Below are 20,347 nucleotides of genomic sequence, written 5' to 3'. Positions count from 1 at the left end.
GCGGCGGCCAACCCACACAAGGGAAGGGTGGGGCTTGGGGAGGGAATACTTTTTTCCCTCCCCAATCCTTTGGTCGGGCGACTGGACAAGCCGCCCCCGATGCCCTCCCCTGCCCGGCCCCGCCTCGGACCTCCACCCGCCGCATGACCCCGCGTGACACTGCCGACCCGGCGCCGGCGAGCATGACCCCGGCCGAGCTGCGCGCCGCCTTCCTCCGCAGCTTCCCCGGCATCGCGCCTGCCATCATCATCGCCGCCATCGACCAGACCATCGTGGCGACCGCGCTGCCCGCCATCGCCGGCAGCCTCGGCGCGGTCGAGCGGATCTCCTGGGTCGTCGTCGCCTGGCTGATCGCGGCAACCATCGCCGCCCCGGTCTTCGGCCGGCTGGGCGACGCGCATGGCCGGCGCCGCATGCTGTTCGTGGCACTCGGCATCCAGGCCGCCGGCGCCCTGGTCTCCGCCACCGCGCCCAGCTTCGCCGTGCTGATCGGCGGGCGGCTGCTGCAGGGCTTCGGCGGCGGCGGCCTGGCGACGCTCGCCATGGCGCTGATCGCCGAGGCGGTGCCGCCGCGCGAGCGCGGGCAGTTCCAGGCCTATATCGTCGCCAGCTTCACCACGGCGTCGCTGCTCGGCCCGCTGCTCGGCGGCTGGCTGGCGCAGGGCTTCGGCTGGCGCGGCGTCTTCTGGGCCATGCTGCCGCTGAGCGCCCTCGCCTGGGGCCTTGCGCTGCGCATCCCGGCGCGGCCGGGCAGCGGCGGCGGCGGTTTCCGGCTGGATGTCGCCGGCGTCGTCCTGTTCGCCGCCTTCGTCACCCCGGCCCTGCTGGCGCTGCAGGCGGCGCAGCGGATGACCCTGGCCGGCCTGCCGCTGGTGCTCGGCCTGGCGGCGCTGGCCGGGCTCGCCCTGGCCCTGCTGCTGCGGCAGGAAAGGCGGGCGCGCGACCCGCTGCTGCCGCTCGGCCTGCTGGCGGAGCCGACCATCCTGCGCAGCAACCTCCTGACCGGCTGCGCCCATGGCGCGCTGGTCGGGCTCGTCACCTTCCTGCCGATCTGGCTGCAGAGCGTGCGCGGCCTGCCCCCGGCCGCGGCCGGGCTGATGCTGCTGCCGCTCTCGCTCGGCGGGGCGATGGGCGGGCTCACCGCGGGGCGGCTGATGACCCGGACCGGGCTGGGCATGCCGATCGCGGGGTTCGGCCTGGCGCTCGCCGCGGTGGCGCTGCTCGGGGTCGCCTGGCTGGCTCCCGTCCTGCCGCAGCCCTGGCTGGCGCTGCTCTTCGTGCTGGTCTCCTTCGGGACGGGATGTTCCTACCCCACCTCGCAGATCACCGTGCAGGTGGCGGCCGGGCCGGCCTGGCTCGGCGCCGCGGCGGGATCGGTGCAGTTCTCCCGCACCCTGGGCGCGGCGATCGCCACCACGCTGCTCGGCGCCCTGCTCTTCGGCACCCTGGCGGCCGGCGACCCGGAGGCCGCGGCGCTCTTCGCCCGGCTGGTACGGGAAGGCCCCGCCCTGTTGCCCGGCCTGGCCGAGGCCGAGCGGGAGACGCTGCGGGAGGGGCTGACCACCGCCTTCCGCGCCGCCTTCGGCGGGGCGGCGCTGCTGGTCGCCGCCGGCAGCTGGCTGGCCTGGCGGGTGCCCGTGCAACGAATCTGAGGCGCCGGGGCGGGGCTGCCTTAATCGGGCTGCAATGCCGCCGGCGATAGGCTCGGCCCGTCGCATATGGAACGCCTCATGCAGCTTCGCTTGACCATCTCGCACCGCGTCCATGCCATCACCGCCATCGCGATGCTCGGGCTCTGCATGCTGGCGGGGCTGGCGACGCAGGAGGCGGCATCCGTGCTGCAGCGCGACCGCGTCGCCCTGCTGCAAAGCGTGGTCGACACCGCCCTCGCCACCGCCCGCCGCTTCGAGTCCGAGGAGCGCGAAGGCCGGCTCGACCGTGCCGCGGCGCAGCGCGAGGCGGCGGCGGCGATCCGCGCCATCCGCTACCGCGGCAACGAGTACGTCTGGATCAACGACCTCGCGCCGCGCATGGTCATGCACCCCTTCCGGCCCGACCTCGAGGGCCGCGACCTGGCCGAATTCAAGGACCCGAACGGCTTCCGGCTCTTTGTCGCCTTTGCCGAGACGGTGCGGCGCGACGGCGCCGGGACGGTGCGCTACCAATGGCCGCGCCCCGGCGCCCCGGCCGGCGCGCCGCCGGTCGACAAGCTCTCCTACGTCGCCGGCTTCGCCCCCTGGGGCTGGGTGATCGGCACCGGCGTCTATGTCGACGACCTCGCGGCGGAGACCTGGTCGCTGGCCTGGCGCAACCTCGCCGCCCTGGCGGTCGCCGGGCTGCTGGTCGGCCTGCTCGCCTGGCGGGTGGCGCGCGGCGTGGTGCGGCCGCTGCGCGCCGCGACCCGGGCCACCACCGCCATGGCCGATGGCGACCTCGGGGTCGCCTCGCCCGGCGCCGGGCGGCCGGACGAGATCGGCGACCTCGCGCGGGCGCTCGAGGGCTTCCGCGCCCAGGGCCTGGAGAACCGCCGGCTGGCCGAGCAGGCGCTCGCCGAGCAGGCGGCGCGGGAGCGGCAGGTGGCGGCGATGGACCGCTATACCGTCGAGTTCAGCTCGGCGATCTCGGCCGTGCTGCATTCGCTGGCCGTCTCGGCGGACGAGATGCGGGTGGTCGGCGCCGGCGTCGCCGAGGTCGCCGGCCGAACCCAGGCGCGGGCCGACAGCACCGCCGCCCAGGCGACCGAGGCGGCGCAGATCCTCGGCGGCGTCGCCGGCGCGACCGAATCCCTGACCGGGAGCGCCAACGAGATCGCTCGCCGGGTCGCCGAATCGACCGAGGCCGCGCGGCGGGCGGTGGCGCGCGCCCGGGCAACGGACGAAACCGTGAAGGGACTCTCCGCCGCGGCCAGCGAGGTCGGCGACGTGGTCCGGCTGATCGCCGACATCGCCGGCCAGACCAACCTCCTCGCGCTGAACGCGACGATCGAGGCCGCGCGCGCCGGGGAGGCCGGCAAGGGCTTCGCGGTGGTGGCGAGCGAGGTGAAGCAGCTCGCCGCCCAGACCGCCCAGGCGACCGAGCAGATCGGCCGGCAGGTCGCCGCGATCCGCGGCGCGACCGGCACCGCCGTCGCCGCGGTCGGCGAGATGGCGGAGGGCATCGACCTGATCAGCGACATCGCCGCCGCCATCGCAACGGCGGTCGAGGCGCAGCGCGTCGCGACCGCCGAGATCGCCGCGCAGGTGGCGGCGACCGCGACGGCGACCGCCGGCACCAACGACCGCATGCGGGAGGTCTCCTCCCTGGCCGGGGAGGCGATCGCCGCCGGCGCCAGCGTCCGCCGCGCCTCCGAGAGCATGTCCGAGGTGACCACGACGCTGCGCGGCGAGGTCGACGACTTCCTCGGCGCCATGCGCAAGGTGGACGTGAAGGAGCGCCGCCGCTGGGAGCGCATCCCCGGCGGGGATGCCCGCGCCCGGCTTCGCGCCGCCCAGGCCGACAGCCCCGCCGCGGAGACGCGGATCGCCGACATCTCCCGCGGCGGCGTCGCGCTGCGCGGCTTCCCCTCGGTGCTGCCGGGCGGCAGCGAGGTCGAGGTCACCCTCCCCGGCAGCACCGACCCGGTCGCCGCGCGCGTGGTGCGGAGCGACGCGCGGGAGGTGGTGCTGTCCTTCCGCCAGGCCCCGGACTTCCTGGTCCGCATCGACCGCGCGCTGGAGATCATCGGCGGCGTGAAGCAGGCGGCCTGAACCGCAACGCCCCGCCCCGCACCCCGCCTGGACCCGGCAGGGTCAGGCCGGCGCCGCCACCACGCCCAGGTCCGGCTCCTGCCGCGGCGCCTCGGGCCGCGGCGCCGGCGTGGTCAGCACCGGCGGGGCGGCATGGCCGGCCTGTTCCGTCGCCAGGTCCAGCGCCTCCGTCAGGCTGCCGGCCAGCAGCAGCGGCGCCGCCTGGCTCTCCGACTTCAGCGCCGCCGCCAGCGTGCCGTCCTGATCCGGCGCCCAGGCCAGCGCCAGGGCCGGCGTCCCCGGCAGCCGCCGCCGCGCCCTTCGCAGCAGGTAGCGCGCCGTGGCCGCGCTGCTGCCGCCCTCGATCAGGCAAAGGCAGATCAGCTTCGGCGGCGCGCCGGGCCCGGCCGCCAGCCCGCCGATCTGCACCCCGAAGCCGCGCCGCTGCAGCACCTGGCCGAGCATCACCGCGGCCAGCGCGTCGAAGGGTCCGCGGCCGGGTAGGCACAGCACCGCGCCCGGCACGTGCCAGGCCGCCGGCACCGGGGGCGGCGCCTCGGCGCCCGGTGCCTCCGCCTCGGTCGCCGTCGCCGGCGGCAGGTCCTCCGCCTCCTCGAGGTCCTCGATCAGCAGCTCGACGCTGCGCTGCAGCGCGTCGCGCCGCTCCGGCGACAGCGCGCCATGCACCGCATCGGCCTGGGCCAGCCGCAGCGCCGGCAGGGCGACGCCGTCGAAGTAATCGGCCAGCGGCTGCTCCTTCAGGCATTTCTCCGCCTGCTCGGCGAGCGCATCGGCATCGCCGGCCAGGGCCCGCTGGTAGAAGGTCTCCTCCGGGTCGAGCGGCGGGCTGTCCCCCAGCATGACCTCGAGGAATTCGAGCCGGTCCACGTGCCGGCCCAGCACCACCAAACAGACCGTCAGCGGCACCGCCAGCAGCAGCCCGATCGGGCCCCAGAGCCAGGTCCAGAAGGTCGCCGCGGCGATCACCGCGATCGGGGACAGCCCGGTCGAGTGGCCGAAGACCAGCGGCTCGACCACCTGGCCCATCAGCATCTCGCTGACCGCGAAGAGCGCCAGCACCCAGACCAGCGTGCTCCAGCCCGGGTCCACCGCCAGCGCCAGCAGCACCGGCCCGGTGATGGTGATGAAGACGCCGATGAAGGGCACGAAGCGCATCAGCCCGGCGACGAAGCCCCAGAGCAGGGGGTTGGGGATGCCGATGGCCCAGAGCGCGGCGGCGACGAACAGGCCGAAAGCGGTGTTCATCCCGGTCTGCGCCAGGAAGAAGCGGGACAGCCGGTAGGCCGCGTCGTCCATCGCCGCCATGGTCCGGTGCAGGTCGCGCGCGCCGGCCAGGCGGATCAGCCGGTCGCGCAGGTCCTCCCGGTAGAGCAGGATGAAGATCACCAGGATGGCGACGATGCCGGCGGTGGCCAGCGGCCCGAGCAGCGGCTCGGCGACCCGCCGGATCATCTCGAAGGGCGTCGGCTCCGGGTTGTGGATCTCGACCGGGATGGGGTCGGTGGCCGGCTGGCTGGGCGTCGCGCTGGTCTTGGCCGGCGTGCCCGGCTTCTCCGCCCCGGCGCCGCGGCCCATCTCCTGCATCGCGCCGGTGACGCGGTCCAGCAACCCGCCCGAGGCCTGCAGCCGGCCGAGCTTCTCGCTGACCGCGGTCTGGTAGGCCGGCAGGTTCTCCGCCAACGAGGTCGCCTGGCCGGCGATCAATGCGCCCATGCCGAAGATGACCGCGCCGGCGAGGACCACGGCGACCAGCACCGAGGCGGCGCGCGGCAGGTGCACCCGCCGCAGCAGCCGGGTGACCGGCGCCAGCACGAAGGAGAGCAGCACCGCCAGCACCAGCGGGATCAGCAATTCCCTGCCGAAGTAGAGCACCGCGCCGACCAGCAGCGCGCCCTGCAGCAGCTGCAGGCCGGAGCCGGGGACGCCGGCGGCGGCGACGCCGCGGGTATTGGCGCCGGGGGAGGGCGTGTCGGGCATGCGGGCTCGGGTGCCTCCAGGCCCTGCGGTCGGGGCCGGGTCTTGGGGCCGGGGATCGGCCACCACAGCCGAACGCCGGGCCGGCCGGTCCGTTGCGCCGGGCGGTGGGTCGCGACCGCGCCAGGGGGCTTCAGGAGGGGGCCTCAGGCCGGCCCCTTGCCCGCCCCGCCGTCGTCCCCGGCACCGTCCTCCTTCTCGTCCCCTTGGGCCTCGTAGACGCCGAGCAGCCAGTGCAGCACCCGGTCCGCGTCATGCGGCCGCCGCTCCCGCTGGGTCGGTCCGCCGAGGCCGTGCAGGTCGGCCTCGGGCGCCGTCGGCGCATGCACCGTCAGGGCCAGCACCGGCAGCGCCGGCCTCGCCCGGCGCAGCAGCCGGATGATCCCGCGGCCATCCGCGCCGGAGGGGTGGAGCTGCAGGTCGACCACCGCCGCCGCCGGCCGGATGGCCGCGGCGATCGCCGCTTCCAGGCCGGCTTCCGGCAGCACCAGGGCCTCGAACCCCGCCATCGCCGCGATGTCCTGCAGGTCGGCGGCGATGTCCGGGTCGATCCCGCAGAGCAGGACCACCGGCTGCGGCCGGCCGCCGGCGACGATGCGCTCGGCATCCTCCCAGATCGCCAGCAGCGCGTCATGCGCGCTGCCGTGCGGGCCGGTGTGGCGGGTGCCGTCGGCGCCCTCGACCATCAGGCTGGCCTGCGACCGGACCAGCCGCCAGCGCAGCGGCGGATCGAAGTCCGGCCGCTCGAAGCGGAGCTCGAGGCAGCGGCCCCAATGCGGGTGCAGCCGGTCGGCGACCTGCCAGCCGGGACGCGAGAAAACGAACCGCGTCGCGCATTGGCGGTCCGAGGCGGTGACGCCGCCGCCACGCCGGGCGGCCGATAACGGGATGACGTTCATGGACCGGGTACCCTGGGACACGTATCGCCGGGCGGGTCTGGTCCCGGCACGGTCGCGCAACTTGAGGGCGATAATCATACCAAGGAATGCATCAATGCTATCATATTTGCTTTTGCGGCGAGAAAGCCGGGACCTGTGACCCTGGTGCCGCCCGGCGCCTTTGCGCGGTGGCGGTCCCGGGGCAGGGCCGCGACCGTCCTGCCGGCGGGTGCCCCGGCTCGATGGGCCGGGTCCGGGGGATGCCCGGCGGCGGCCACCCGGGACAGCGACGCCGCATGCCCCGGGCGGGCCTGGCCGGCCATGCGCGGCATCGGCGGACCGCCGCCCGGGATCGCCTGCCGGGGCGGCGGCGGCGGAACGGGCTCCAGGGCCGGGGTCCACCCTCGCGGGACCCTGGCCGAGCTCAGCGGTAGCGCAGCGTCACCACCGTGCGGACCTCCCCGGTGGCGGGAATGGCGATGCTGGCCGCATCGAAGTCCGGCGGACCGAAGCGGCCGATCGGCGCGTCGTTGCCGAAGCCCACCGCCTCGGTCGGACGGCCGAGCCAGTCCTTGCCCAGCCGGCCATCCGCATCGGCGTCGTGATAGGCGGAAACGCCGAAGCGCCCTTCCGGCAGGCCGCTGATGCGGAACTGCATCGGGCCGAGGCGGGCCGGGGCGCGGGCGATGAAGCGGCAGGTGCCCTCCGGATAGCCGTCCGGCGGGCAGGCGGCGACGCGGACCATGCCCTCGGCCGAGGCGACGTCGCGCAGGGTGACCAGGAGGTCGCCGGCCAGGGCCGGCCCGGAGAGGAACGGCAGGGCGAGCAGGAGGGAAAGGACCAGGCTGGGGCGGCGGAGGGACAAGTCGGGAACTCCGGGTGGGGCAGGGCTGGGGGCGTGGCTTCGCGCCGCGGGCGGATGGGCGGCCAGATCCGGACGCGACCCGCTGTAGCGCAGCGGCGGCCGGCCGGCGCGCGGGAAATCCGCTTGCCGCCGCCGGCGGCGGGTGTAGCCTTTCCGGACCGGTGCGCAGACACCGCAGGAGGATGTTCCATGGATGGCAGCGTTCCGGGCGCCGCGCGCCCAGGCTTCAAGCTGAAGATCACCAAGAAGGCGGACAGCCCGCTGGTCGCCGGCCGCCGACGCTTCTTCAAGTACCGCGACCTCGGCGTGGCGGATGCCACCGACGGCGCGGTGCGGGCGCAGGTGATGGAAGCCGTCACCGGCATGACCGAGCCGACCGGCTGGCACGTGCACCATTGCCAGGCGCAGTTCATCTACGTGCTGAAGGGCTGGGTCACGCTGGAATTCGAGGACGGCTCGCAGCACCGCATGGAAGCGGGCGACAGCGGCCTGATCCCCGGCGAGATGAAGCACAACGAGATCGCCACCTCGGACGACGTCGAGATCCTCGAGCTCTCGGTCCCCGGGCCGATGGGCACCACGCCCTGCGAGCCGCCGCCCGGCATGGGCTGAGCGAACCGATGGCCGCAGCGCCGCCCCACCCCGCGAAGCAGGGCTTCGCGGGGACCCCAGGGGATGGCGCGCGGGCCTGAGTTCGGATCGCGCTTCGCCGGGGGCGCCGCGCGGCGGCGGCGCCCTCGGCTCGTCGTGCCGCCGGGGGGAACGACCAATGATACTCGATCGACGCGCGCTGCTGCTCGGCGGCGCGACATTCGGCGCGCTGCCGCGGATGGCGCGCGCCCAGGCGCAGCAGACCATCCGGCTCGGCATCATCTCCGACATGAGCGGGCCCTTCGCCGACCTGTCCGGGCCGAATTCGGTGCTGGCGGTGCGGCAGGCGATCCAGGACGCGGCGGCGCTGGGACTGAAGGTCGACCTCGTCGCCGCCGACCACCAGAACAAGCCCGACCTCGCCACCAACATCGCCCGGCAATGGCTGGACCGCGACGGCATCGACGCGCTGATCGACGTCCCCGCCTCCTCCGCCGCCCTCGCCGTGAACGGCGTGGTGCGGGAGAAGAACAAGGTCTTCCTGGCCAGCGCGCCCGGCACGGCGGAGCTCACCGGCGCGCAGTGCAGCCCGAACACGGTGCAGTGGACCTACGACACCTGGATGCTGGCGAACTCGACCGCGCGGGCGATGACGCGCGGAGGCGGCGATACCTGGTTCTTCGTCACCGCCGACTATGCCTTCGGCACCTCGATGGAGGCCGAGGGCGGCAAGATCATCGGCGCCGAGGGCGGCAAGATCCTGGGCAATGCCCGCTTCCCCTTCCCCGGCACCACGGACTTCTCCGCCTTCCTGCTGCGGGCGCAGGCGAGCCGGGCCAAGGTCATCGGCATCGCCGCCGGCGGCACGGACCTGGTGAACTGCGTGAAGCAGGCGGCCGAGTTCGGCATCCAGAAGCGCGGGCAGAAGCTGGCGGCGCTGATCCTCTTCATCTCCGAGGTGCATTCGATGGGCCTCGAGGCGGCCAAGGGGCTGGTCTGTTCCGAAAGCTTCTATTGGGACGTCAGCGACCGCACCCGCGCCCTGACCAGGCGGCTGAAGCAGAACTTCAACGCGCCGCCGCCGACCATGGTGCAGGCCGGCTGCTACGCCGCGACGCTGCACTACCTGAAGGCGGCCGCCGCCATGGGCGCCGCCGCGGCGAAGGCGGATGGCGCCGCGGCGGTGGCGCGGATGAAGGCGATGCCCTGCGACGACGACGCCTTCGGCCCGGGCACGATCCGCGCGGATGGGCGGAAGCTCCATCCCGCCTACCTGCTGGAAGTGAAGTCGCCGGCCGAAAGCAAGGGCCCCTGGGACTACTACAAGGTGCTGGCCAGCGTTCCCGGCGACCAGGCCTTCCGGCCGATGGCGGAGGGCGGCTGCCCGCTGGCGTGACCTCCGTCGGGCCGGCGCCGCGCGGCGCCGGCCGTCGAGACCCTGGCGGTTGCGACGCGTGCTCGTGTAGGCTCGCCGCGCCAAGTCGAGCCGTGGGAGAAACGCCATGACACCGCGCCGCTTCGCTGCCCTGCTCGCCGCCCCGCTGCTGCTTGCGCCCGGCGGCGCCTTCGCCCAGCACGACCATGCGCATGCGCCCGCCGAGAAGGTCGGCACCGTCGCCTTCGCCAATTCCTGCACCCCGGCGGCGCAGGCCGACCTGACCCGCGGCGTGGCGATGCTGCATTCCTTCTGGTTCCCCGCCGGGGAGGCCGCCTTCCGCGCCGCGCTGGCCAAGGACCCCGGCTGCGCCGTCGCCGACTGGGGCATCGCATCGACGCTCATGCTGAATGCCCTGGCCGGCGTCGGCGCCACGCCGAAGGGCGCCGAGCTGGCGCAGGCGGCGATCGAGCACGGCCGCGCCACCGGTGCCAGGACGCAGCGGGAGCGCGACTACATCGAGGCGGTCGCGGCCTATTACCAGGACTTCGCCAGCCGCCCGGAACGCGACCGCCAGGCCAGCCGCGCCAAGGCCTTCGAGGCCTTGGCCGCCCGCTACCCCGAGGACGACGAGGCGCAGATCTTCAGCGCGCTCTACATCGCCGGCACGCAGTCGCAGGCCGACCAGACCTATGCCGCCTATGCGCGCTCGGCGGCGATCCTCGAGAAGGAATTCGCCAAGTACCCCGACCATCCCGGCGTCGCGCACTACCTCATCCACGTCTACGACGCGCCGCCGATCGCGGCGCAGGGGCTGACGGCCGCGCGGAAATATGCCGGACTCGCGCCCGACGCGCCGCATGCGCTGCACATGCCGTCCCACATCTTCACCCGGGTCGGCGCCTGGACGGATTCGGCGTCGACCAACCAGCGCTCCTTCGCCGTCGCCAGCCGGGCCGGCGACTTCGGCGAGGCCTGGCACGCCAGCGACTATGCGGTCTATGCCGAGCTGCAGCTCGGCCGCGACGCCGCCGCGCGCGCCGCCTTCGACGCGGTGCGGCAGGTGAAGGCGCCGGGTCCGGCCCCGGCGGCGGCGGCCTATGCCATGGCGGCGATCCCGGCGCGCCTCGCGCTCGAGCGCGGCGACTGGCCCGCGGCCCAGGCGCTGGTGCCGCCGGCCGGCAGCGCCGCTTATGCGCCGGAGGCCATCACCACCTTCGCCAGGGCGCTCGGCGCCGCGCGCGCCGGCGACCTCGCCGCCGCCGGCCAGGGCGCGGCGGCGCTGGCGGCCGAGCAGCAGCGGCTGACGGAGGCCGGCAACGCCTATTGGGCGCGGGAGGTGGCGGTGCAGCAGAAGGCCGTCGCCGCCTGGATCGCCTTCGCGCAGGACAGGAAGGACGCAGGCCTGGCCCTGATGCGGGAGGCCGCCGACCTCGAGGACCGCAACGAGAAGCACATCGTCACCCCCGGCCGCGTGCTGCCGGCGCGCGAGCTGCTGGGCGACATGCTGCTGGAAGCCGGGCAGCCGGCGGCGGCGCTGCGGGAATACGAGGCGTCGCAGCAGCGCGAGCCGAACCGCTTCCGCGGCTTCGCCGGCGCGGCGAAGGCGGCGGCGGCCGCGGGCGATGCGGAGAAGGCGGCGGCGCACTACCGCAAGCTGCTGCAGCTGACCGAGGCGGCCGACACGCCGCGGCCGGAGATCGCCCTGGCGAAGGCGTATCTGGCGAAATAGGCAAGGTCGGGGCGGGAAGGGCATTCCCTCCGGGCCGCGCAACGCGTGCCGGCCCGGAGAAACGGAAGAGGGGTCCGGGGAGAATGGCTTCTCCCCGGCCTTGCCGCCTCAGCCGCGGGCGAAATTCCGCAGCTCGCCCTCGGCCCAGCCCATCGCCTCTGCCATGCTCTGGCCGCCCTGGGCGATGCGGGCGATCATCTTGGTGTTGACCGCCTGGACATAGGCCTGCACCGCCGTCTCCGCCGGCGCCGGGGCGAAGGCCACCGTCAGCTGCGCCTGCTGGTGCGGCTTGTCCGGGTAATTGAAGGCGAAGCCGGCCGGCGGCCCCTCGGTTTCCCAGACCTTGAAGTCGGACATGCTCTGGAAGGGCGGCAGGTCGTAGCCGTTGGTCGCGGTCGACTGCCGTTCGGCGCTGCTGCGGTCGGACAGGAATTCCAGCAGCGACTTCGCCGCCGTCTTGTTCTTCGAGAAGCTCCAGATGCCCCAGAAATACGGCAGGAAGGGCGTGAAGCGGCCCTCCGGCCCGGCCGGGAAGGGCGCGTACCAGGATTTCTCGGCGACCTGCGGCGCGTCCCGCTTGGCGACCGCCCAGGCCGAGGGCGGGTTGAAGATCAGCGCCGACTTGCCGGAGATGAGCGCGCGGTTGTTGGAAGCGTCGTCCCAGGCCCAGACGTCGTCCGGCAGTTGCTTCGAGAGCCGGATGACATATTCGGTCGCCTGCTTCAGCTTGTCGTTGCCGCGGATGGTCACCTGCCCCTCGGCATCCATCATGCTGGCGCCGAAGCTGCGGAACAGCGCGCCGACCCAGTCCACCGCGTCGGAGTACTGGCCCATCGGCAGGGCGAAGGGATAGCCGGCGGCGTTGCACTTCTCCGCCGCCTTGAGGAAGGTATCCCAGTTCCAGGTATCGGCGCCCGGGCCACGCTCCGGCTTGGCCGGCCACATCGCGCGGATGTCGATCCCGGCATGTTGCTGGAACAGGTCGTAGCGGATGCAGGGCGGCTTGGTCTGGGTGCCGGCGACGGCGGGCACGGCGCGCCAGGCGCCTTCGCGCTTCGCCAGGTATTCGGCGGCCGGGGTGATGGCGCCGTACTTCTTCTGCAGCCGGCCGACCACGTCGTCCACCGGCTCCAGCAGCCGGGCATGGGAGGAGGGCTCCCAGGTCGGCATGGCGATGATGTCGTGGCCGCTGCGCGACTGCGCTTCCGACGCGATGGTCAGCAGGATCTGGTTGCCGGCGGAGACCAGGCGGTCGATCTTCACCTCGACCCGGTTCTTCGCGCCCCATTCCTCGCAGAGTTCGCGGATGATGTCGTTGCCGGCGGGCACCCAGTGTTCCCAGAAGGCGCAGCGCAGCACGCCGGCCGAGTTCTGGGCCTGCACGTTGAAGACCGGCAGCGTGGCCCCGGCCACGCCTGCCACGCCCGCCCGCAGCGCCGCGCGCCGCGTCACCTCGTATCTGGTCATGGTTGTTAGCCTCCCGCGGGCGGCTTGCTGCCGCCTCACGGGGGAAGGCTAGCGCGGCGCTCCGGCAGCAGCGGGAAAACCCGCCGCCGCGCCGCAGGCTGTGATCAGGCCGATTGCGGCATTTCCCGCTCGACCACCGCGGCCAGGATGCCGGCGCCATAGGGGATCGCCGCATCGTTGAAGTCGTAGCCGGGATTGTGCACCTCGCAGCTTCCCGGGCCGTCGCCGTTGCCGACCAGGATATAGGCGCCGGGGCGCTCGGCCAGCATGTAGGAGAAATCCTCGGAGCCCATGGCGGCGACGCGGGCGCGATCGACATGCGGCTCGCCCACCATGGCGGCGGCGGCGTCGGCGATCAGCGCGGCCTGCTCCGGGCTGTTGACCACGGGGACGGTGATCTCGCGGAAGTCGAGCTCGGCGGTGGCGCCGAAGCCGGCGGCGATACTGGTGGCGAGCGCCCGCATCCGCGTCTCCAGCAGCCGCATGGTCTCGGTGCGGAAGGCGCGCACCGTGCCGCGCAGCGCGACGCGCTCGGGGATCACGTTGTAGGCGGTGCCGGCCTCGAAGCCCGTCACGCTGATGACGGCGGTGTCGTAGGGCGCGACGTTGCGGCCGACGATGCTCTGCCAGGCGGAGATCACCTGGGCGCCGCAGACCACGGGATCGACGGTCGCCTCCGGCCGCGCGGCATGGCCGCCCTTGCCGCGGATGGCCAGGTCGAAGAAGGCGCAGCCGGCCATCATCGCGCCCTCGCGGATGCCGTAGTGCCCGACCGGCATGCCGGGGCGGTTGTGCAGGCCGTAGACGGTGTCGCAGGGGAAGCGCTCGAACAGCCCCTCGGCGATCATCGCCTGGGCGCCGCCCTGGCCCTCCTCGGCCGGCTGGAAGATGAAGTGGACGGTGCCGTCGAAGGCCCTGGTCTCCGCCAGGTAGCGCGCGGCGCCGAGCAGCATGGTGGTGTGCCCGTCATGGCCGCAGCCATGCATCTTGCCGGGGATGGTCGAGGCATGCGCGAAGCTGTTGGCCTCCGGCATGTCGAGCGCGTCCATGTCGGCCCGCAGCCCGACCGCGCGGTTGCCGCGGCCCGAGCGCAGCACGCCGACCACGCCGGTGCGGCCGATGCCGCGATGCACCTCGATGCCCCAGCTTTCCAGCCGCTCGGCGACCAGGGCGGCGGTGCGGTGCTCCTCGAAGCCGGTCTCGGGATGGGCGTGGAAGTCGCGCCGCCAGGCGGCCAGCTGGTCCTGGTAGCGGCGGATATGCTCGATCGGGGTCAATTCGCTCTCCTGCCCGCGGTGCAGCCGCATGTCTGGTGCCTGGCGCAGCCGCGTGTCGGGTACCTGGCGCGCCGCACCCTGGATGTACGGCGCAGCCGCATCTCCGGTATACGGCGGTGCCGCAGGTCCGGTACATGGCGCAGCCGCATCGCGGGCGGGTGGCAGGGCCGCTTCCCGGCCATGGCGCGCGGCGGGCCCCGGTCATCTTCCGGTAAGGCGGCCGGGGCGCGATGGCCGGCGGCAGGGGACCGGCGCGGCGACGGGCCGCGGTCGCCGCCTCGTGCGGTCTTCCGGGATCGGATTGCCGCACCGGGGCGTTTCCGCCCCGGCTTCATCTGCACTATGCCTGGACGCCGAGGAGGCAGCAGCCGGAACCCCATGGAACAGCGCACGGAGAAAGCGGCGACGCCGAACCGGATCGTGCCGGCGCCGCCAGGGCTGGCCCGCGGTGCCCCGGTGCCGTGGTGGGCGAAGCTCGGGCTGAAGCTTGGGCTCGCCGCGCTCGGCATCCACGGCGCCCGGGCGCGGGCCTTCGGGCTGGCCCGGCCGTCCTTCGAGGCCACCGTCCCGGCCAAGCTGGTCGGCACGCCGGCCGGCTGGATGCAGCGGGCGGAAGCGGTGATCGGCCGCCGCCCGCGCACGGTGCTGGAGATCGGGCCGGGCGCCATGGTGGTCCGCGCGCCGGTCCTCGCCGGGCTCGGCGCGCGGCGGATCTGGTACGTGGACCCGGCGGACAGCGCGCCCACCGCGCCCGCGCCCTATCGCGCGGCGGCGGCGGCGGCGCAGGCGCAGGGCCTGCCGGCGCCGGACCTGACCGGCTGCGCCGACCGCGGCGCGGCGCTGGCCCGCTGCGGCACCACCCTGCTGATCGGCGGGCCGGCGGCGTTGGCCAGCATCCCGGACGGAGCCGTCGACCTGGTGGTGAGCGAGGCGGTCCTGGAGCATGTCCGGCGGGAGGACATCGCGCCGCTGCTGCAGCAGCTGCGGCGGGTGACGGCGCCGGACGGGGTCGGGCTGCATTTCATTGATTTCCAGGACCATCTGGGCGGCGGGCTGCAGCACCTGCGGTTCAGCGATGCCTTCTGGGCCAGCCCGCTGGTCGGCCGGGCCGGGGTCTACGTGAACCGGCTGGGCCTTTCGGCCATGGTCGGCCGCTTCCGCCGCGCCGGCTTCGCCGTGGCGGTACCGGAGGCGGTGGTCTGGGAGAGGCGGCCGCGCGGCCCGGCCAAGCCGCATCCGGAGGCGATGCGCCCGGCGGCGGACGACCTGGTGGCGCGGGCGGCGATCGAGGTGCGGCTGGGCTGAGCGGGTCAGCCAGTCCCTCCCAGGGGCCCCGCCACCGCCTCCCGCGCCAGCCGGATCGCCTCGGCCGCCGCGGCATCGCCCAGCTGGTTGGCCAGCAGGATGACCAGCGCGGCGTCGAGCCGGCGCGACGCCGCCTCGTCCAGCCCGCGATGCGCCTCCATCAACGCGGCGTAGAAGGCATCCGGGTCGGCCAGGCGGGGCTCGGTCGAGATGCTCATGCGGGCTTTCCCAGGGCGCGGTCCCGCGCGGCGGCAATCGCCGCCGGGTCGGGCCGGTCGAAGCGGGCCGCGACATGCTGGTCGGGGCGGAGCAGCACCGCCTGGCCCGGCGCCAGGTCCCAGCGGGCGGCAACCAGCCCGGCATGGTCGAGGAGCGCGCCGGTGGTCTCGGTTTCCCCCACCACCAGCCGGGCGACGCCCGGCGGCGGCGCCGGGCCCGGCGCGCCCGTCCCGGCCAGCGCCAGCAGGGTGAAGCCGTCCTGTCCCAGGTGCCGCAGCAGCCAGTCCGGCCGGCCGCGGTCGAGCACCGGCGCATCCGCCGCCGGCGCGCCGGGCGGCAGCCGCGTTGCCTCCCCGCCCCGGGTGTTCAGCGGGCTGCCGCGCAGCACGGCGGGGCGCGAGAGGCGGCCGGAGTTCACCAGCGGCCGGGCCAGCGCATGTTTGGCCGAAAGCGCCAGGACAGCGTCGCGATAGGCCCGCGCGGCTTCGTTCTTCGGCGTGATGAAGTCGGTGCTGCGGGTGGAGTTCAGGATGTTCTCCTCGGCCGCCGGGATGCGCTCGGCATCGTAGCTGTCGAGCAGCGTCTCGGGCGCCGCGCCGCCCAGCACCGCGGCCAGCTTCCAGCCGAGGTTGTCGGCATCCTGCACCCCGCCGTTGCCGCCGCGGGCGCCGAAGGGGCTGACCTGGTGCGCGCTGTCGCCGAGGAAGATGGTCCGGCCATGGCGGAAGCGCTCCAGCCGGCGGCAGCGGAAGGTGTAGACGCTGACCCATTCGAGCGCGAAGGGGATGTCCGGGCCGAGCATGGCGGCGACCCGGGCGCGGACCTTCTCCGGCTGCTTCTCCGTTTCCGGGTCGGCGTCCCAGCCGAGCTGGAAGTCGATCCGCCAAACGTCGTCGGGCTGCTTGTGCAGCAGCACGGACTGGCCGGGGTGGAAGGGCGGGTCGAACCAGAAACGGCGCTCGGCCGGGAAGTCGCCGCGCATGACGATGTCGGCGATCAGGAACCGGTCGCGGAAGACCTGGCCGAGGAAGGGCAGGCCGAGCGCCTGCCGCGCCGTGCTGCGGGCGCCGTCGCAGGCCAGCAGCCATTGCGCGTGCAGCCGGTAGGCGCCGTCCGGCGTCTCGATGCTCAGCAGCGCGCCATCCGCGCGGTTCTCGAGGCCCGTCACCCTGTTGCGCCAGCGCAGGTCGACGAGGCCGGTCGCCGCGCAGGCCTCCACCAGCCATTCCTCGGCGTAGTATTGCTGCAGGTTGACGAAGGCCGGGTATTCATGGCCCTGCTCCGGCAGCAGGTCGAAGGCATAGGCCTCCCGGTCCTGCACGTAGACCCGGCCCTGGCCCCAGCGCACGCCTTTTTCCAGGAAGCGCCGGCCGAGCCCGAGCCTTCCCATGATCTCGAGCGTCCGCTTGGCCCAGCAGATGGCGCGGCTGCCGAGCGAGACGGTGTCGTCGTCGTCCAGCAGGATCGAGGGCGTGCCGCGCCGCGCGAGGTCGAGCGCCAGGGTCAGCCCGACCACGCCGCCGCCGAGGATGACCACGGCCGCCTCCTCCGCCGCGGCGCGGCCGAGGGCATCGGGGCGGCGCCAGGCATAGCGCGGGTTCTGGTAGGTGGCGGGCATGCGGCGCCTCCCCTTCGGTTCGCAACGACATGGACCGGGCGGCGACGGCTGCCAAGCCTCTACCCCGTGGCCGGCGGCTCCGGCATCCTTGCCGCCGCTTCGCCGGGCCATGCCATGACCACCGCCGCCGACTTCGCGCTCGAGGAATTCCTGCCCTACCGGCTCTCGGTGGTGACCAACCATACCTCCCGGCTCTTCGCCCGGCGCTACTCGGACGCCTATGGGCTCTCCATTCCGGAATGGCGGGTGCTCGCGGTGGTCGGCCGCTTCGGCGGGCTCTCGGCCACCGGCGTCGTCGAGCGCACGGCGATGGACAAGGTCAAGGTCAGCCGCGCCGTCCGCGCCCTGCTCGACCGCGGCCTGCTGGCGCGGCAGGAGGATGCGGCGGACCGCCGGGTCCAGCGCCTGGCGATGACCGCGGCCGGCCGCGCCCTGCACGCCGCCATCGTGCCCGAGGCACGGGCGCTGGAGGCCGGGCTGCTCGAAGCCCTGGCGCCGGCCGAGCGGCAGGCGCTGCACGCCCTGCTCGACCGGCTGGAGGCGAAGCTGCTGGCCATGGGGGCGGCGGCCGGGGATGCCGGGCCCGACTGAACCGGCCCGGCTGACGCAGGCTTGACCCGGGCGCGGCCGGCGTCACCACTGCCCGGCCCCGGCCGCGCTATTCTCGCCGCCCCGAAGGAGGTCCATCGATGCTGCGTCGCGCGTTGCCCCTCGCGCTGCTTGCCCCGCTCGCCGCCCTCGCCCAGCCCGCCACGGAGAGCGACCCGTCCTTCCGCGTGGTCAACAACACGGCCAAGGTGATCAACGAGATCTATGCCTCCCCCGCCAACCAGCCGGACTGGGGCCACGACCGGCTGGGCTCCGAGGTGGTGCCGCCCGGCGGCCGGCAGATCGTCCGCCTGCCGCAGGGCGGCACCTGCGCCTGGGACATCCGCATCGTCTACCAGGGCGCCGGGGCGGAGGAGCGGCGCAACCTGAACACCTGCGGCCTGGTCGATGTCGTGGTCGGCGGCGGCGGGGCGGCGCCGCGCAACGCGCCGCAGGGCAACCCTTCCTTCAACCTGGTCAACCAGGGCGGCCGGCCGATCGAGCAATTCTACGCCTCGCCCAGTTCGGCGCAGGGCTGGGGGCCGGACCGGCTGGGGGAGAACACCATCGTCCCGCCCGGCCAGTACCAGCCGGTGCGGCTGCCGCAGGGCGAATGCCGCTACGACCTGCGCTGGGTCTTCCAGGGCGGCGATGCGGGGGAGAAGCGGGGGGTCAATGCCTGCGCCACCACCAACTACGTGGTGAAGTAGCGGGCGCCCGCCCGCAGCCGGCGCTTTGATTCGGGGCCCTTCTGCCCTATCTCCCCCTCAGCAGACGGCCGGGCCCGACCCAGGCCCGCACTACGGCCTCCGGAACCCCCATGCCCGATACCCCGCTGAACCGCATCCGCAACTTCTCCATCATCGCCCATATCGACCATGGGAAATCGACGCTCGCCGACCGGCTGATCCAGACCACCGGCACGGTCGCGCTGCGCGACATGAAGGAGCAGCTGCTCGACAACATGGACATCGAGCGGGAGCGCGGGATCACCATCAAGGCGCAGACCGTCCGCATCCAGTACAAGGCGCATGACGGGGAGACCTATGTCCTCAACCTGATGGACACGCCCGGCCATGTCGACTTCGCCTACGAGGTTTCCCGCAGCCTCGCGGCCTGCGAGGGCAGCCTGCTGGTGGTCGATGCCTCGCAGGGCGTGGAGGCGCAGACCCTGGCGAATGTCTACCAGGCGCTGGACGCGAACCACGAGATCGTCCCGGTGCTCAACAAGGTGGACCTCCCCGCCGCCGAGCCCGACCGGGTGAAGCAGCAGATCGAGGACGTGATCGGCCTCGACGCCTCGGACGCCGTGCTGATCAGCGCGAAAACGGGCCTGAACATCGAGGGCGTGCTGGAGGCGATCGTCACGCGCCTGCCGCCGCCGACCGGCGATGCGGCGAAGACGCTGACCGCCCTGCTGGTCGACAGCTGGTACGACGCATACCTGGGCGTCGTCGTGCTGGTGCGGGTGCGGGACGGCCACCTGAAGAAGGGCCAGCGCATCCGCATGATGTCGAACGGCGCCGTCCATACGGTCGAGCAGGTCGGCATCTTCACCCCGAAGATGGTCGCGGTGGACAGCCTCGGGCCGGGCGAGATGGGCTACGTCACGGCGGCCATCAAGACGGTCGCCGACACCAACGTCGGCGACACCATCACCGATGACCGCGCCCCCGCGGCCGCGGCGCTGCCGGGCTTCAAGCCCTCCATCCCCGTGGTGTGGTGCGGGCTCTACCCCGTCGATGCCGACGACTTCGAGAAGCTGCGCGAGAGCGTGGGCAAGCTGCGGCTGAACGACAGCAGCTTCCACTACGAGATGGAGACCAGCGCCGCGCTGGGCCTCGGCTACCGCTGCGGCTTCCTCGGCCTGCTGCACCTCGAGATCGTGCAGGAGCGGCTGGCCCGCGAGTTCGACCTCGACCTGATCGCGACCGCCCCCTCCGTCGTCTACAAGCTGAAGAAGACGAACGGCGAGGAGCTCGACCTGCACAACCCCGCCGACATGCCGGACCCCAGCGTGATCGAGGAGATCCAGGAGCCCTGGATCAAGGCGACCATCATGGTGCCGGACGAATACCTCGGCCCGGTGCTGACCCTCTGCAACGAGCGCCGGGGACGGCAGGTGGAGCTGACCTATGTTGGCAGCCGCGCCATGGCGGTCTACCGGCTGCCGCTGAACGAGGTGGTCTTCGATTTCTACGACCGCCTCAAGTCGATCAGCCGCGGCTATGCCAGCTTCGACTACCAGGTCGACGGCTACGAATCCGGCGACCTGGTGAAGATCTCGATCCTGGTGAATGCCGAGCCGGTCGATGCGCTCTCCTTCATGGCGCATCGCAGCCAGGCCGACCGGCGCGGCCGGCAGATCTGCGAGCGGCTGAAGGAGCTGATCCCCCGCCAGCTCTTCAAGATCCCCATCCAGGCGGCCATCGGCGGCCGCGTCATCGCGCGCGAGACCATCAGCGCCATGTCGAAGGACGTCACCGCCAAGTGCTACGGCGGCGACATCAGCCGCAAGCGGAAGCTTCTCGACAAGCAGAAGGAAGGCAAGAAGCGCATGCGGCAATTCGGCAAGGTCGAGATCCCGCAGAGCGCCTTCATCGCCGCCCTGAAGATGGACGCCTGACCGGCCGGCAGCGGAACCGAAGCGGTTCCCCGCCCCGCGCGTCGTCCTGTAACTTGTTTTGTGCCGAATCCGTTTGGCGTCGGCGT

16 protein-coding genes are annotated in these 20,347 nt (G+C 73.5%); 9 read left to right on the top strand and 7 right to left on the bottom strand.

The genetic code is table 11. The annotated features are described in order from the left end of the window. Positions 1-143 precede the first annotated feature (143 nt). Positions 144-1,652 (top strand): MFS transporter, encoded by a 1,509-nt coding sequence (locus tag E2C06_RS17130; protein ID WP_133289836.1) that lies wholly within the window; start codon positions 144-146, stop codon positions 1,650-1,652. Positions 1,653-1,730: 78 nt separating this feature from the next. Then, positions 1,731-3,746 carry a cache domain-containing protein gene (locus E2C06_RS17125; protein ID WP_165982442.1) on the top strand — a complete coding sequence of 672 codons (2,016 nt, stop codon included), beginning with the start codon at positions 1,731-1,733 and terminating at the stop codon, positions 3,744-3,746. A gap of 42 nt (positions 3,747-3,788) precedes the next feature. On the opposite strand, the gene E2C06_RS17120 is transcribed toward E2C06_RS17125, so the two are convergent. The 3 genes from E2C06_RS17120 to E2C06_RS37625 all read right to left on the bottom strand — a co-directional run bounded on the left by E2C06_RS17120 (position 3,789) and on the right by E2C06_RS37625 (position 7,463). Next, on the bottom strand, positions 3,789-5,723 hold the full coding sequence (locus tag E2C06_RS17120; protein WP_133289834.1) for an AI-2E family transporter: 1,935 nt from the start codon (positions 5,721-5,723) through the stop codon (positions 3,789-3,791). A 143-nt stretch (positions 5,724-5,866) separates the two neighbouring features. After that, positions 5,867-6,619: a hypothetical protein gene (locus tag E2C06_RS17115; protein WP_133289833.1), complete on the bottom strand. Its 753-nt coding sequence runs from the start codon at positions 6,617-6,619 to the stop codon at positions 5,867-5,869. Positions 6,620-7,022: 403 nt separating this feature from the next. After that, a complete protein-coding gene (locus tag E2C06_RS37625) occupies positions 7,023-7,463 on the bottom strand; it encodes a DUF2141 domain-containing protein (RefSeq protein ID WP_165982441.1) in 441 nt (146 codons plus the stop codon). Positions 7,464-7,652: 189 nt separating this feature from the next. Here E2C06_RS37625 and E2C06_RS17105 point away from each other — a divergent pair, with 189 nt between their 5' ends. The 3 genes from E2C06_RS17105 to E2C06_RS17095 all read left to right on the top strand — a co-directional run bounded on the left by E2C06_RS17105 (position 7,653) and on the right by E2C06_RS17095 (position 11,161). Further along, positions 7,653-8,075, top strand: coding sequence for a cupin domain-containing protein (locus tag E2C06_RS17105; protein ID WP_165982440.1), 423 nt, complete (start codon positions 7,653-7,655; stop codon positions 8,073-8,075). 157 nt (positions 8,076-8,232) lie between these two features. Beyond that, positions 8,233-9,450 carry an ABC transporter substrate-binding protein gene (locus tag E2C06_RS17100; RefSeq protein WP_133289831.1) on the top strand — a complete coding sequence of 406 codons (1,218 nt, stop codon included), beginning with the start codon at positions 8,233-8,235 and terminating at the stop codon, positions 9,448-9,450. Positions 9,451-9,556: 106 nt separating this feature from the next. After that, positions 9,557-11,161: a hypothetical protein gene (locus E2C06_RS17095; RefSeq protein ID WP_133289830.1), complete on the top strand. Its 1,605-nt coding sequence runs from the start codon at positions 9,557-9,559 to the stop codon at positions 11,159-11,161. A 108-nt stretch (positions 11,162-11,269) separates the two neighbouring features. Here the strand turns inward: E2C06_RS17095 and E2C06_RS17090 are convergent, their stop codons facing one another. Together E2C06_RS17090 and E2C06_RS17085 are read right to left on the bottom strand one after the other, a co-directional pair. Next, positions 11,270-12,628 (bottom strand): ABC transporter substrate-binding protein, encoded by a 1,359-nt coding sequence (locus E2C06_RS17090; protein ID WP_133289829.1) that lies wholly within the window; start codon positions 12,626-12,628, stop codon positions 11,270-11,272. A 104-nt stretch (positions 12,629-12,732) separates the two neighbouring features. Beyond that, positions 12,733-13,935, bottom strand: coding sequence for a M20 aminoacylase family protein (locus tag E2C06_RS17085; protein ID WP_133289828.1), 1,203 nt, complete (start codon positions 13,933-13,935; stop codon positions 12,733-12,735). Between the two features lie 348 nt (positions 13,936-14,283). Between E2C06_RS17085 and E2C06_RS17080 the strand changes: the two genes are divergently transcribed. Continuing rightward, positions 14,284-15,210 carry a class I SAM-dependent methyltransferase gene (locus tag E2C06_RS17080; RefSeq protein WP_165982439.1) on the top strand — a complete coding sequence of 309 codons (927 nt, stop codon included), beginning with the start codon at positions 14,284-14,286 and terminating at the stop codon, positions 15,208-15,210. 5 nt (positions 15,211-15,215) lie between these two features. On the opposite strand, the gene E2C06_RS17075 is transcribed toward E2C06_RS17080, so the two are convergent. Together E2C06_RS17075 and E2C06_RS17070 are read right to left on the bottom strand one after the other, a co-directional pair. Beyond that, positions 15,216-15,428 (bottom strand): DUF2783 domain-containing protein, encoded by a 213-nt coding sequence (locus E2C06_RS17075; RefSeq protein ID WP_133289826.1) that lies wholly within the window; start codon positions 15,426-15,428, stop codon positions 15,216-15,218. Beyond that, a complete protein-coding gene (locus tag E2C06_RS17070; protein ID WP_133289825.1) occupies positions 15,425-17,047 on the bottom strand; it encodes an FAD-dependent oxidoreductase in 1,623 nt (540 codons plus the stop codon). The genes E2C06_RS17075 and E2C06_RS17070 overlap by 4 nt, the downstream gene beginning before the upstream one ends. Before the next feature lie 66 nt (positions 17,048-17,113). Here E2C06_RS17070 and E2C06_RS17065 point away from each other — a divergent pair, with 66 nt between their 5' ends. From E2C06_RS17065 to lepA, 3 genes are all read left to right on the top strand, one after another. Then, complete coding sequence (locus E2C06_RS17065; protein WP_241671328.1) at positions 17,114-17,638, top strand: MarR family winged helix-turn-helix transcriptional regulator; 525 nt, start codon at positions 17,114-17,116, stop codon at positions 17,636-17,638. A gap of 98 nt (positions 17,639-17,736) precedes the next feature. Then, entirely contained in the window at positions 17,737-18,345 is a 609-nt protein-coding gene (locus E2C06_RS17060; RefSeq protein ID WP_133289824.1) for a hypothetical protein, read from the top strand. Between the two features lie 110 nt (positions 18,346-18,455). After that, positions 18,456-20,261, top strand: coding sequence for a translation elongation factor 4 (gene lepA / locus E2C06_RS17055; protein ID WP_133289823.1), 1,806 nt, complete (start codon positions 18,456-18,458; stop codon positions 20,259-20,261). Positions 20,262-20,347: the final 86 nt, after the last annotated feature.

This window comes from Dankookia rubra, assembly GCF_004355005.1.
GTDB lineage: Bacteria > Pseudomonadota > Alphaproteobacteria > Acetobacterales > Acetobacteraceae > Paracraurococcus > Paracraurococcus ruber_A.
Note: the sequence above shows the minus strand (reverse complement) of the source record. Positions and strands in the feature narration are given on the sequence as shown.

Bases quoted from the DNA above. Each gene is read 5' to 3' on its own strand.
- E2C06_RS17125 (WP_165982442.1), top strand. From the start codon at position 1,731: ATGCAGCTTCGCTTGACCATCTCGCACCGCGTCCATGCCATCACCGCC.
- lepA (WP_133289823.1), top strand. From the start codon at position 18,456: ATGCCCGATACCCCGCTGAACCGCATCCGCAACTTCTCCATCATCGCC.
- E2C06_RS17115 (WP_133289833.1), bottom strand. From the start codon at position 6,619: ATGAACGTCATCCCGTTATCGGCCGCCCGGCGTGGCGGCGGCGTCACC.
- E2C06_RS17075 (WP_133289826.1), bottom strand. From the start codon at position 15,428: ATGAGCATCTCGACCGAGCCCCGCCTGGCCGACCCGGATGCCTTCTAC.
- E2C06_RS17130 (WP_133289836.1), top strand. From the start codon at position 144: ATGACCCCGCGTGACACTGCCGACCCGGCGCCGGCGAGCATGACCCCG.
- E2C06_RS17090 (WP_133289829.1), bottom strand. From the start codon at position 12,628: ATGACCAGATACGAGGTGACGCGGCGCGCGGCGCTGCGGGCGGGCGTG.
- E2C06_RS17105 (WP_165982440.1), top strand. From the start codon at position 7,653: ATGGATGGCAGCGTTCCGGGCGCCGCGCGCCCAGGCTTCAAGCTGAAG.
- E2C06_RS17120 (WP_133289834.1), bottom strand. From the start codon at position 5,723: ATGCCCGACACGCCCTCCCCCGGCGCCAATACCCGCGGCGTCGCCGCC.
- E2C06_RS17095 (WP_133289830.1), top strand. From the start codon at position 9,557: ATGACACCGCGCCGCTTCGCTGCCCTGCTCGCCGCCCCGCTGCTGCTT.
- E2C06_RS17100 (WP_133289831.1), top strand. From the start codon at position 8,233: ATGATACTCGATCGACGCGCGCTGCTGCTCGGCGGCGCGACATTCGGC.
- E2C06_RS17085 (WP_133289828.1), bottom strand. From the start codon at position 13,935: ATGCGGCTGCACCGCGGGCAGGAGAGCGAATTGACCCCGATCGAGCAT.
- E2C06_RS17060 (WP_133289824.1), top strand. From the start codon at position 17,737: ATGCTGCGTCGCGCGTTGCCCCTCGCGCTGCTTGCCCCGCTCGCCGCC.
- E2C06_RS17070 (WP_133289825.1), bottom strand. From the start codon at position 17,047: ATGCCCGCCACCTACCAGAACCCGCGCTATGCCTGGCGCCGCCCCGAT.
- E2C06_RS17080 (WP_165982439.1), top strand. From the start codon at position 14,284: ATGGAACAGCGCACGGAGAAAGCGGCGACGCCGAACCGGATCGTGCCG.